The 11844-nt window shown below is 70.4% G+C and carries 9 protein-coding genes; 5 read left to right on the top strand and 4 right to left on the bottom strand.

Features of this window, described 5'->3' with window-relative positions; genetic code table 11:
• Positions 1 to 32 precede the first annotated feature (32 nt).
• The 4 genes from ACFP1K_RS26010 (at position 33) to ACFP1K_RS25995 (ending at position 4510) form a co-directional block, all read left to right on the top strand.
• Positions 33 to 890 (top strand): glutamate ABC transporter substrate-binding protein, encoded by an 858-nt coding sequence (locus tag ACFP1K_RS26010; RefSeq protein ID WP_380757910.1) that lies wholly within the window; start codon positions 33 to 35, stop codon positions 888 to 890.
• A 70-nt stretch (positions 891 to 960) separates the two neighbouring features.
• Positions 961 to 1644 carry an amino acid ABC transporter permease gene (locus ACFP1K_RS26005; RefSeq protein WP_380757908.1) on the top strand — a complete coding sequence of 228 codons (684 nt, stop codon included), beginning with the start codon at positions 961 to 963 and terminating at the stop codon, positions 1642 to 1644.
• A complete protein-coding gene (locus ACFP1K_RS26000; protein WP_380757906.1) occupies positions 1641 to 2543 on the top strand; it encodes an amino acid ABC transporter permease in 903 nt (300 codons plus the stop codon). The genes ACFP1K_RS26005 and ACFP1K_RS26000 overlap by 4 nt, the downstream gene beginning before the upstream one ends.
• An 80-nt stretch (positions 2544 to 2623) precedes the next feature.
• Positions 2624 to 4510: a S9 family peptidase gene (locus tag ACFP1K_RS25995; RefSeq protein WP_380757904.1), complete on the top strand. Its 1887-nt coding sequence runs from the start codon at positions 2624 to 2626 to the stop codon at positions 4508 to 4510.
• A gap of 52 nt (positions 4511 to 4562) precedes the next feature.
• On the opposite strand, the gene rny is transcribed toward ACFP1K_RS25995, so the two are convergent.
• The gene (gene rny, locus ACFP1K_RS25990; protein WP_380757902.1) at positions 4563 to 6182 is read right to left on the bottom strand and encodes a ribonuclease Y; all 1620 of its coding nucleotides are present in this window, start codon (positions 6180 to 6182) and stop codon (positions 4563 to 4565) included.
• A gap of 577 nt (positions 6183 to 6759) precedes the next feature.
• On the opposite strand from rny, the gene ACFP1K_RS25985 reads away from it, so the two are divergent.
• The gene (locus ACFP1K_RS25985; protein ID WP_380757899.1) at positions 6760 to 7725 is read left to right on the top strand and encodes a TIGR03557 family F420-dependent LLM class oxidoreductase; all 966 of its coding nucleotides are present in this window, start codon (positions 6760 to 6762) and stop codon (positions 7723 to 7725) included.
• A 14-nt stretch (positions 7726 to 7739) separates the two neighbouring features.
• Here the strand turns inward: ACFP1K_RS25985 and ACFP1K_RS25980 are convergent, their stop codons facing one another.
• From ACFP1K_RS25980 to recA, 3 genes are all read right to left on the bottom strand, one after another.
• The gene (locus ACFP1K_RS25980) at positions 7740 to 8870 is read right to left on the bottom strand and encodes an outer membrane protein assembly factor BamB family protein (protein WP_380757897.1); all 1131 of its coding nucleotides are present in this window, start codon (positions 8868 to 8870) and stop codon (positions 7740 to 7742) included.
• Positions 8871 to 9268: 398 nt separating this feature from the next.
• Complete coding sequence (locus ACFP1K_RS25975; RefSeq protein WP_380757965.1) at positions 9269 to 9757, bottom strand: regulatory protein RecX; 489 nt, start codon at positions 9755 to 9757, stop codon at positions 9269 to 9271.
• A gap of 822 nt (positions 9758 to 10579) precedes the next feature.
• Positions 10580 to 11665 carry a recombinase RecA gene (recA, locus tag ACFP1K_RS25970; RefSeq protein WP_380757896.1) on the bottom strand — a complete coding sequence of 362 codons (1086 nt, stop codon included), beginning with the start codon at positions 11663 to 11665 and terminating at the stop codon, positions 10580 to 10582.
• Positions 11666 to 11844: the final 179 nt, after the last annotated feature.

Raw genomic sequence — 11844 nt, 5'->3', positions numbered from 1 at the left:
TTCGTCACGAAGAAAACCGTAGGGAGACGCACATGCGTACACGACAGATCGGGGCCGTCCTGGTTTCCGCCGCGGCGCTGGCCGGAAGCCTCACCGCCTGCGGCGGCGGTGGCCCCACCACGGCCCTGCAGAAGGCCCAGGACGACAAGAAGCTCACCATCGGCGTCAAGTATGACCAGCCGGGCATGGGCCTGAAGAAACCGGACGGCACCGTCGAGGGCTTCGACGTCGACGTGGCGAAGTACATCGCCAAGGAGCTCGGCGTCCCCGAGAGCGGCATCACCTGGAAGGAGGCGCGGTCGGCCAACCGCGAGACCTTCCTCCAGCAGGGCCAGGTCGACATGATCGTCGCGACCTACTCCATCACGGCCGCCCGCAAGCCCAAGGTGACGTTCGCCGGGCCGTTCTACATCGCCCACCAGGACACGCTGATCCGGGCGGACGACTCGTCCATCACGTCGCTCGACACCCTCGCGGGCAAGCGCATCTGCCAGGTGACCGGCTCCAACTCCTGGAAGAACATCGCCGAGGGCACCAACAAGATGAACAAGAAGATCGACGTGGAGCTGGTCCCGGCCGGCGGCTACGACGAGTGCATCACCAAGCTCAAGGGCAACGCCATCGACGCGGTGACCACCGACGACATGATCCTCGCCGGGTACGCCAAGCGCGAGGGCAGCGCACTCAAGGTCGCCGGCGCGCCGTTCACCGACGAGAAGTACGGCGTCGGCCTGAAGAAGGGCGACAAGGACACCTGCGAGGCCGTCAACAAGGCGATCACCAAGATGTACCAGGACGGCACGCTCAAGTCGCTGTTCGACAAGCACTTCAGCGGCACCGGCCTGAACTTCACGGCCACCGCCGCGCCCGCCGCCGAGGGCTGTGCCTGATCCTTTTCCCGGGCGCCGGTGAGGTCCGCCTCACCGGCGCTCCCGTCTCCGGTGGAGCCAGTGGAGCCCAATGGAATCATTCATCGACTTCAGCCCCCTCGTCGAACAGTTCGGCACGATTCTGGTGGGCTTCTGGGCGACGATCCGTCTCACGCTGATGAGCGCGCTGCTCTCGCTCATCCTCGGCACCGTCCTGGTGGCGATGCGCGTGTCCCCCACGCCCGTCCTGCGCGCCGCGGGGACGATCTACGTCAACATCCTGCGCAACACGCCGCTCACGCTGGTGCTGCTGCTGTGCGTCCTCGGGCTGAGCGACACGCTTCAGTACACCCTGTCGAGTGACTCGTCCACCAACTACTACTGGTGGGCCACGATCGGCCTGTCCGCGTACACGGCGGCGTTCGTCTGCGAGTCGCTGCGGGCCGGCATCAACACCGTGCCTGCCGGGCAGGCGGAGGCCGCGCGGGCCATCGGGCTCACCTTCACGCAGACCCTGCGCCTGGTGGTGCTGCCGCAGGCGTTCCGCTCGGTGATCGCGCCGCTCGGAAGCATCCTGATCGCGCTCACCAAGAACACCACCATCGTCATCGTGGCCGGCTACATCGAGGCGGCCTCGGTGATGCGGCAGATGTTCGACGACTACGGCGGCACGCTGCCGATCTTCCTCGGCTTCGCCGCCGGGTACATGGTCCTGACCCTGCCCACCGGCTTCCTGTTCGGGTGGCTGGCCAAACGACTGGCGGTGAGCAGATGAGCACGGCCAGCGTCCTTTACGACGTCCCCGGGCCCCGCGCGCGGCTGCGCAACAACGTGCTGACGCTGCTGTCGGCCGTGGTGATCCTCGGCATCGGGTACCTGGTGGTGCGCGGGCTGGCCGACAAGGGACAGTTCGCGGGCAAGCTGTGGGAGCCGTTCCTGCGGGCGGAGGTCTGGACCGGCCAGATCATCCCCGGGCTCATCGCGACCGTGCAGGCCGCGCTGCTCTCGGCGGTCCTGGCGCTGGTCTTCGGCATGGTCTTCGGGCTCGGCCGGTTGTCGGACCACGCCTGGATCCGGGTGCCCTCGGGCTGGGTGGTGGAGTTCTTCCGCGCCATCCCGCTGCTGCTGCTGATCTTCTTCGTGCAGTTCTTCCCGGCCACCGCCAGCGGCTACACCGTCAGCGTCCCGGCGTTCGCCGCCGTGGTGATCGGGCTCACCCTCTACAACGGCTCGGTGCTCGCCGAGGTGTTCCGGGCCGGCGTCCTCGCCGTGCCGCGCGGGCAGTCGGAGGCGGGGTTCGCCATCGGGCTGCGCAAGGGCGGCGTGATGCGGCTCATCCTGCTGCCGCAGGCCACCACGGCGATGATGCCCGCGATCGTCAGCCAGATGGTGGTGCTGCTGAAGGACACCGCGCTCGGCTGGGTCATCGCCTACGAGGAACTGCTGAACTTCGGTCTCAAGCAGATCCCCGCCAACTTCGGCAACCTCATCCCGAGCGCGATCGTGATCTCGCTGGTGTACATCGCGATCAACATGGTCCTCGGCTACGTGGCCGTCCGCCTGGAACGCCGCAGCCGCCGCGCCCGCCGCACCGCGGCCGCCCCGGTGCAGGCGCCCGCGGCGATCGGCGTCGGCGGAGGCTCAGGCATGGACGCCGGCGGCGGAGGCAGCTGACGGGCCCGCCGCGTGTGGCCGGATCCGGTATCCCGGCCGTAGCGGCCACACGCGGCGGGGATTTCCGGCAGGATTCCGCTATGCCCCCCACGCCCGCACCCGGGCAGCACGGCCCGGCGCACGGCGCCTGGCCCTCACCGATCTCGACGGCCGACGTGGTCCGGTCCGGCGCACGGCCCGGTCACCCTTCGGTGATCGGCGCGGAGGTCTGGTGGGAGGAGGACCGCCCGGCGGAGGGCGGCCGGCGCACCGTCGTCCACCTCGCCGCCGACGGCACCCGCCACGAGCTGCTGCCCCCGCCGTGGGACGCCCGCACCCGGGTCCACGAGTACGGCGGCCGGTCCTACGCCGTGGCGCCCGGCACGGGCCTGGTGTTCGCCCACCACGCCGACCAGCGGCTCTACCTGCTGCCCGCCGGCGGCACGGCGCCCCGGCCGCTGACTCCCCAGCCCGAGATCGAGGGCGGCCTGCGCTACGCCGACCCCCTCGTCCACGACGGCGAGGTGTGGTGCGTCCAGGAGCGCCACACCGGGGACGGCAAGGTGACCCGGTCGATCGTGTCGGTCCCGCTGGCCGGCGGCGAGCCCACGCAGCGCGTGAGCGGCCACGACTTCTACGCCTCCCCCGTCCTGTCCCCCGACGGCGCGCACCTCGCGTACATCTGCTGGGACCACCCGTGCATGCCGTGGACCGGCACCGAGCTGCGGGTCGCGCGGCTCGCGGGCGGCGACTCCCGGTGCGTGCGCGGCGGCCCGGCCGAGTCGGTGCTCGCGCCGCGCTGGAAGGACGACCGCACGCTCTACCTCGTCACCGACCGCTCCGGCTGGTGGAACCTCGAAGAGGCCACGCTGGACGGCGGGTCCAGGCAGTTGTGCCCAGCCGAGGAGGAGTTCGCCTGGGTGTCCGCGGAGCTCGGCGGCGCGCCGTACGCCGTGCTCGGCGACGGGCGGCTCGCGGTGCTGCACGGCCTGGGGGACCTCCGCCTCGGCGTGCTCGACCCCGCCACCGGGGTGCTCACCGACCTGGACACGCCGTACGGCGGCTGGCTGCCCTGCCTCGCCGCCGACGGCGCCACGGTGTGCGGCGTCGCCTACGGCCCCGCCCTGCCCCGGTCGGTGGTGCGGGTGGACGTACCCACCGGACGGGCCGAGGCGCTGCGCCGCGAGCCCGGCGCGTCGCCCGGCTACCTGCCGGTCCCCCGGCCGGTGCGGATCGACGGCCGGCTCGGGCGGACGGTGCACGCCATCGTGTACCCCCCGGCGAACCCCTCCGTGCCGCCCGGCGGGGGCCCGGCGCCGTACGTGCTGTTCGCGCACGGCGGGCCCGCCGCGCACGGCGTCACCGCGCTCGACCTGCACAAGGCGTTCCTGACCAGCCGCGGCTTCGGCGTGCTCGACGTGAACTACAGCGGCTCCACCGGGTACGGCCGGGCCTACCGCGAGCGGCTGCGCGGCCAGTGGGGCGTGGCCGACGTCGAGGACACCATCGCCGCCGCCGAGTGGCTGATCGCCGAAGGGCTGGCCGACCCCGCGCGGATCGCCATCCGGGGTGGCAGCGCGGGCGGGTGGACGGCCATGGCGGCGTGCTGCTCGTCCGGGATCTTCCGCGGCGGCGTCTCCGTGGCCGGGGTGGGCGCGCTCGCGCCGCTGGCCGCCGCGACGCACGACTTCGAGTCGCGGTACGTCGAGTGGCTGGTCGGCCCGCCCGACCCCCTGCTGTACGCCTCAAGGGAGCCGCTGGCGCGGGTCGCGGGCATCCGGTGCCCGATGCTGCTGATGCAGGGGCGGAACGATCCAGTGGTGCCGCCCGCCCAGGCCGAGGCGATCGTGGCCGCCCTCACCGAGCGGGGGGTGCCGTGCGCGTACCTGTCGTTCGAGGGCGAGGGTCACGGGTTCCGCCGCGCCGAGACCCGCGGCGCGGCCCTGGCCGCCGAGCTGGCCTTCTACCAGCAGATCTTCCGCCCCTGAGTCCTTCCGTCATGAAGGGCTCCTGGGTCGTTCTCGCCACGGCCGGGCGGGCTCAGCGGGCGAACTCGGTGGCGCGGGACTCGCGGACGACCGTGATGCGGATCTGGCCCGGGTAGGTCAGCTCCTCCTCCACCTGCTTGGCGACGTCACGCGCGATCACCTGGGCCTGGATGTCGTCGATCGAGTCGGGGCGCACCATCACCCGGATCTCCCGGCCCGCCTGCATGGCGAAGACCTTCTCCACGCCGTCGTACGACTGCGCGATCTCCTCCAGCCGCTCCAGCCGCTTGACGTACGCCTCCAGCGACTCCCGGCGCGCCCCTGGGCGGCTGCCGCTGATCGCGTCGGCGGCCTGGGTGAGCACCGCCTCCACCGTGCGGACCTCCACCTCGCCGTGGTGGGCCTCGATGGCGTGCACCACGTCCTCGTGCTCACCGTACCGGCGGGCGATCTCGGCGCCGATCAGCGCGTGGCTGCCCTCGACCTCGTGGGTGAGCGCCTTGCCGATGTCGTGCAGCACCGTGCACCGCTTGAGGAGCATGGCGTCCAGGCGCAGCTCGGCGGCCATGATGCCCGCGATGTGCGCCGACTCGATGAGGTGCTTGAGCACGTTCTGGCCGTAGGAGGTGCGGTAGCGCAGCTGGCCGAGCAGGGTGATCAGCTCGGGGTGCATTTCGGTGATGCCGAGCTCGACCAGCGCGTCCTCGCCGGCGCGGACGCACAGGTGCTTCACCTCGTCCTTGCTGCGCTCGTACGCCTCCTCGATGCGCTGGGGATGGATGCGGCCGTCCAGCACGAGTTTCTCCAGCGTCAGCCGCGCGGTCTCGCGGCGCACCGGATCGAAACACGACAGCAGCACGGCCTCCGGGGTGTCGTCGATGATCAGGTTGACGCCGGTGGTGGACTCGAAGGCCCGGATGTTGCGGCCCTCGCGGCCGATGATGCGGCCCTTCATCTCGTCACCCGGCAGGTGGAGCACGCTGACCACGGACTCGGCGGTCTGCTCGGTGGCCACCCGCTGCACCGCCAGCGTCACGATCTTGCAGGCGCGCTTCTCGCCCTCCTTGCGGGCGTCGCTCTCGATCTCGCGGACGATCAGGGCGGCCTCGCGCTTGGCCTGGTTCTCGATGGTCATCACCAGCTCGGCCTTGGCCTGGTCGGCGGTCAGGCCGGCGACCCGCTCCAGGACCTCGCGCTGCTTCTCCTCGATCTCGTCCAGCGCCTGGCTGCGGCCGGCCAGCTCGGCCTCGGTCTCGGCCATGCCGCGTCCGCGCTCGGCCTGGCGGCGGGCCTCCTCGTCCAGGCGTTCCTCGCGCTCGGCGAGGCGGTGCTCGCGGCGTTCGAGGTCGGACCTGAGCTCCTTGAGCTCGTTCTTCAGGACGCGGGTCTCCTCCTCGGCGTCCTTGCGCATGCGCAGCGCGCCCTCGGCGGCGGCCTCCGCGCGGCGCAGCACCTCGCCGGCGTCGTTCTCGGCCTTTACGCGGATCTGGGTGCCCTCGCGGCGGGCCTGCTCCAGCTCGGCGTGCACCTCGGCGAGCTGGTCGGGAGTCGGGTCCTTGCGGCCGGCACGGTCACCGCTCGTCCGGCGTATCAGCACGACCAGCGCGACGATCGCGATGACTGCCAGCAGGACAACGGCTACCGCCAGCATGATCACGATTGTCGACGTCATGCGGGTGCACCCCTCCTCGCGTCGCGACCATCAGCTCACGAGGTGTCACACCCACAGCACGGAACGGCCCGGCCGGGCGATTCTGGTCAGACAAATATGGTCCAGCGTCCCGGCACCGAGGCACCCGGCCGCTGACTGTGATCGGTCTTGATCGTCCGTCGTCAACCGTTATCGCGATCCGCACTGCGCGGAGTAACTCCTCACTGTGGTCGAGATTAAGCGTCAGAGAGGTAACGAGCAAGCAAAGTCCGCCCGTCAAGACGGTTTTGCGCGCTCACGGCGGCCAAGCGGGGGCGCTCGCACGGCGTGTCGTGCCTGATTAGTCAGGATATGTCGGTTAACACGGAGGAATTGCGCCGGTGAGAACAGTGGCCGGTTCACCGGGCGCGCGACGATCGTCCGCCCTCGCCCCGGGCGGGCCCTGGGGCGCCGGGGCCGGGGTGCGGCGGGCCGGGCGGCGCCGATGGGTCCATTTCGGACGCTCCCGCCCCTCTGGAGCGGTCCCGCCCACCTTCTGCATTCCCAAGATTCTTCCCACGAGGCGGGCACATCGCCGAGCCGGGGGTAGAGGGCTGGCATGACCGGCATCGGATACACGCTGATGTGCGAGCAGACCCCGCCTCGGCAGCTGGTCGAGGACGCGGTGGCCGCGGAGCACGCCGGATTCGACTACGCCGTGATCTCCGACCACTACTTCCCGTGGCTGGAGGAGATGGGGCACTCGCCGTACGCCTGGTCGGTGCTCGGCGCGGTGGCGTACGCCACCAGGACCCTGCCGCTGATGACCTACGTCACCTGCCCGACCATGCGCTACCACCCCGCCGTCGTGGCCCAGAAGGCCGCCACCGTGGGCGTCCTGTCCGAGGGGCGCTTCACCCTCGGCCTCGGCGCCGGGGAGAACCTCAACGAACACGTCATCGGCAAGGGCTGGCCACCCGTCAACATCCGCCACGAGATGTTCGGCGAGGCCGTCGAGATCATCCAGGCCCTGTTCGAGGGCGAGTACGTCAGCTACCGAGGCGACCACTTCACCGTGGACTCCGCCAAGCTGTACGACCTCCCGGGCGGGCCGATCCCCATCGGCATCGCCGCCTCCGGCCCCCAGTCCGGGGACTTCGCCGCCGAGTACGGCGACGCCCTGATCGCCGTCCAGCCCGACCCCGGGCTGGTCGAGCGCTTCCGGAGCTCGGGTGGCTCCGGCAAGCCCGTCTACGGCCAGCTGGCCGTCTGCCACGACACCGACGTGGAAGCCGCCAAGGCCCGCGCCCACCGCCTGTGGCGCTGGTTTCCCGCCGGCTGGAAGGTTCTCTCCGAACTCCCCTCCCCCGTCAACTTCGCCGCCTACTCCCGGTACGTCCGTCAGGAGGACGTGACCTCCGAGGTCCCCTGCGGGCCCGACGTCCAGCCGGTGGTGGACGCCGTGCGGAGATTCACCGACGCCGGCTTCACCCATGTGGCCCTGGTCCAGATAGGCGCCGAGCACCAGAAGGACTTCCTCACCTGGTCCCGGGAGGAACTCCTCCCGGCTCTCCGCGCCGCCTGACCGTCCCGCCGCCTCTACTCCGCGTCGCCGGGGGGTGTGGCCGGTTTCCCGGTGGCGGTGGTCAGGGCGTACACCTTGCCGTCGTCGCTGCCGACGTAGACGGTGCCATCGGCCACCGCCGGGCCACCGTGGACGTCGTCGCCGGTGGTGTAGGTCCACCGCACGTCGCCCGTGGCCGCGTCCAGGGCGTACACCTTGCCGTCACTGCTACCCACGTAGACGACCCCGTCGCCCACGGCCGGAGTGGCGTCGACGTCGTCGCCGGTGGCGTGGGTCCATCGCACGTCCCCGGTGGCCGCGTCCAGGGCGTACACCTTGTCATCGCTGCTGCCGACGTACACGACACCCTCGGCCACCGCCGGCCCGGAGCTGACGGGAAGGCCGGTGGCGTGGCTCCACCGGACGTCACCGGTGACCGCGTCCAGGGCGTACACCTTCCTGTCCCAGCCGCCGATGTAGACGACCCCTCCGGCCACCGCCGGGCTGGAGTCGACGGCCCGCCCGGTGGCATGGGTCCACCGCACATCGCCGGTGACCGCGTCCAGGGCGTACACCTTCTTGTCCCAGCCCCCGACGTACACCACCCCGTCGGCCACCGCCGGACGCGAACGTACGTCGCCCCCGGTGGTGTACGTCCACCGCACGTCCCCGGTAGCCGCGTCCAGGGCGTAGACCTTGTCGTCGTTGCTACCGACGTAGACCACGCCCCCCGCCACCACCGCACCGGAGGACACCGAGTCACCGGTGGTATAGCTCCAGCGCACAGCACCGGTGGCCGCGTTCAAGGCATAGACCTTGTGGTCAAAACTCCCGATATAAACGACCCCACCGTCCACCGCCGGCCCCGAGGAGACGGAATTACCCGTGGTGTACGTCCACCGCACATCACCGGTGGCGGCATGCAGGGCATAAACCTTCTTGTCCCACCCCCCCACGTAGACGACGCCGTCCACGACCACCGGACTGGACGAAACGAAGCTACCGGTGGCATAAGGCCACCCGACGGCACGACCTGAGCCGAGAAGCGGCCGCAACCCGAGAACCGCGATCACCAGGACGACCACAGCGGCCAGGCCGATCCCGGCGAGCAGCACCGGCCGCCTGGATAACGGCCGCGGAACTTTCTTCGAGTCTGGAAGATTCATATTTGGATGGTGTCTAGAAGGAATGAGGCAAAGGCACCGCCGAACACCAGCGAAGTACTCGACAGCTGACCCCGCCCAGCGAAAACACCCCGCCGACCAGCACCCCAGCCACCCATCTCCACCCCGGCACCCCTCACAACAGGCACCTTTCCGCGATACCCGCCCTCATTGTGATCCCCAGCACACTCCCCCACCCCCCATACACGTCCGTCGTAACCAGATCTCTATGGTCCGAACACAACCCCCTCCCCCACCGCACCCCGACGCCGCCGTAAGGCGAGAAACCCCCATGGGTCACCAGACTAAGGACAATTGACACCAAGGGGCTAACAACGACAAACCCGCTTAAGCTGGGATGAATAGGCCCATGATCGGATCCCGTGAACGAAGCGGGAGGGTCAGTCCATGCCCTCGAACATGTCGTCTTCGGTGGGATGGCCTTCGGACTCGAGTGCCTCGCGGACGACGCGATAGGCGACGCTGCCGGAATACCCCTTGCGGGCGAGCATGCCGGCCAGGCGACGGACGCGGGCGGCGGGCTGCAGCCCCTCGGTGGCCGGAAGACGGCGGGCCACCAGGCGGCGGGCGGTCTCCAGCTCCTGCTCAGGATCCAGCCGGTCGACGGCGTCGCGGACGGTGTCCTCCGCGACGCCACGGGTACGCAGCTCAGCGGCCAGGGCCCGACGCGCCAGCCCACGCCCGGCGTGCCGAGAGCCGACCCACGCCTCGGCATACGCCTCGTCATCGATCAGCCCCACCTCGGTGTACCGGTTGAGCACTGCCTCCGCCACATCATCCGGCACATTCCTCTTCCGCAACGCCCGCGCCAACTCCACCCGCGTACGCGGCGCCAACGTCAACAACCGCAAACAAATCCCCCGCGCCACCGCCGCCGGATCGGCCTCCCCCCCCGACGCCGCCACCGACCCAACCACAGGCCCATCAAACCCCCGCCCAGCCGCCCCAGACCGACCCTCCCCAGACCGACCCGCCCTAGATCGACCCGACCTAGACGAACCCGACCTAGACGAACCCGACTCAGACGAACCTGCCCCAGACCCACCTGACCCAGACCGTCCCGGCTCGTGCCCATCCGGCTCGGGCCAGCCCGGCACGGACCCACCTGACTCCCACCGACCTGGCTCAGACCCACCTGACTCACGCCAGCCCAGCACGGACCCACCCGACTCAGACCCACCTGACCCAGGCCAGCCTGGCTCAGACCGTCCCGGCTCGTGCCCATCCGGCTCGGGCCAGCCCGACCCGGACCCACCTGTCTCCCACCGACCTGACTCACGCCAGCCCGGCACGGACCCACCCGACTCAGACCCACCTGACCCAGGCCAGCCTGGCTCAGACCGTCCCGGCTCGTGCCCGTCCGGCTCGGGCCAGCCTGGCACGGACCCACCTGAGTCGGGCCGGCCCGACTCGGAGCGAGCCGACTCGGATGTGCCGAGTCGGCCGTCCTCCTGGCCGGAGAACCCGGACCGGCCGGCCCCCCGTCTTGGGGAACCAGAGCCGTTGGACCCACGCCCTGAGAACCCGGAGGTGGCGGACTTCCGTCTGGAAGAGCCGGAGCGGCCGGATCTCCGGCCGGAGGGGCCGCTCTGGCCGTTCTCGCCCTTGGGAGGTTCGCTCTGGTTGTCCCCGAAGAAGGGGTGGGGATGGTCTGCGGGCATGGTGGGTCAGCTCCAAGGGGGCGGGGACGGTCAGACGTCGCCGGGCTTGGGGACCTTGGGGGCGCGGGTGGGGGCGGGGGAGGTGGTGGCGGCGGCTGCGGGCTCGGCGGGGGTGTCGATGCGGGGGCCTACGCCCAGCTTTTCCTTGATCTTCTTTTCGATTTCGTTGGCGATGTCGGGGTTGGTCTTCAGGAAGTTGCGGGCGTTCTCCTTGCCCTGGCCGAGCTGGTCGCCCTCGTAGGTGTACCAGGCGCCGGCCTTGCGGACGAAGCCCTGCTCGACGCCCATGTCGATCAGGCCGCCCTCGCGGGAGATGCCGAAGCCGTAGAGGATGTCGAAGTCGGCCACGCGGAACGGGGGGGCCATCTTGTTCTTGACGACCTTGACCCGGGTGCGGTTGCCGACGGGCTCGGTGCCGTCCTTGAGGGTCTCGATGCGGCGGACGTCGAGGCGGACCGAGGCGTAGAACTTGAGCGCCTTGCCACCGGTCGTGGTCTCGGGCGAGCCGAACATGACGCCGATCTTCTCGCGGAGCTGGTTGATGAAGATGGCGGTCGTGCCGGTGTTGCTGAGCGCGCCCGCGACCTTGCGCAGCGCCTGGGACATCAGCCGGGCCTGGAGCCCGACGTGGCTGTCGCCCATCTCGCCCTCGATCTCGGCCTTCGGCACCAGCGCCGCGACAGAGTCGATCACGACGAGGTCGATCGCGCCGGAGCGGATCAGCATGTCGGCGATCTCGAGGGCCTGCTCACCGGTGTCGGGCTGGGAGACCAGCAGCGCGTCGGTGTCGACGCCGAGCTTCGACGCGTAGTCGGGGTCGAGGGCGTGCTCGGCGTCGATGAACGCCGCGATGCCGCCTCCCCGCTGGGCGTTGGCGACGGCGTGCAGCGCCACGGTGGTCTTACCGCTGGACTCGGGGCCGTAGATCTCGACGATGCGGCCCCGGGGGAAGCCCCCGATGCCGAGGGCGATGTCGAGCGCGATGGCCCCGGTCGGGATCACCTCGATGGGGGCCCGGGCGTCATCGCCGAGGCGCATGACAGAGCCCTTGCCGAACTGCCGCTCGATTTGAGCGAGCGCAGTCTCAAGAGCCTTCTCGCGGTCGTTGGCTGCCATGGGATGCCCCCTGGAGGGTGTCGAAGTCGTTCCGTCGCCTGGGAAGCTACGGGGTGGCACCGACAATTTCCGGAACCCGCGGCACCGGGGCGTCGGCAGCTCTCAATATAGCGAACTATTGTTCGATCGTGGGGGAACTCCCGGCGGCTCGCCGGACGCGGACGGGGCCGTCTCCACCG

It is taken from the genome of Sphaerisporangium aureirubrum, assembly GCF_042658925.1.
GTDB classification, from domain to species: Bacteria; Actinomycetota; Actinomycetes; order Streptosporangiales; family Streptosporangiaceae; genus Sphaerisporangium; species Sphaerisporangium aureirubrum.
Note: the sequence above shows the minus strand (reverse complement) of the source record. Positions and strands in the feature narration are given on the sequence as shown.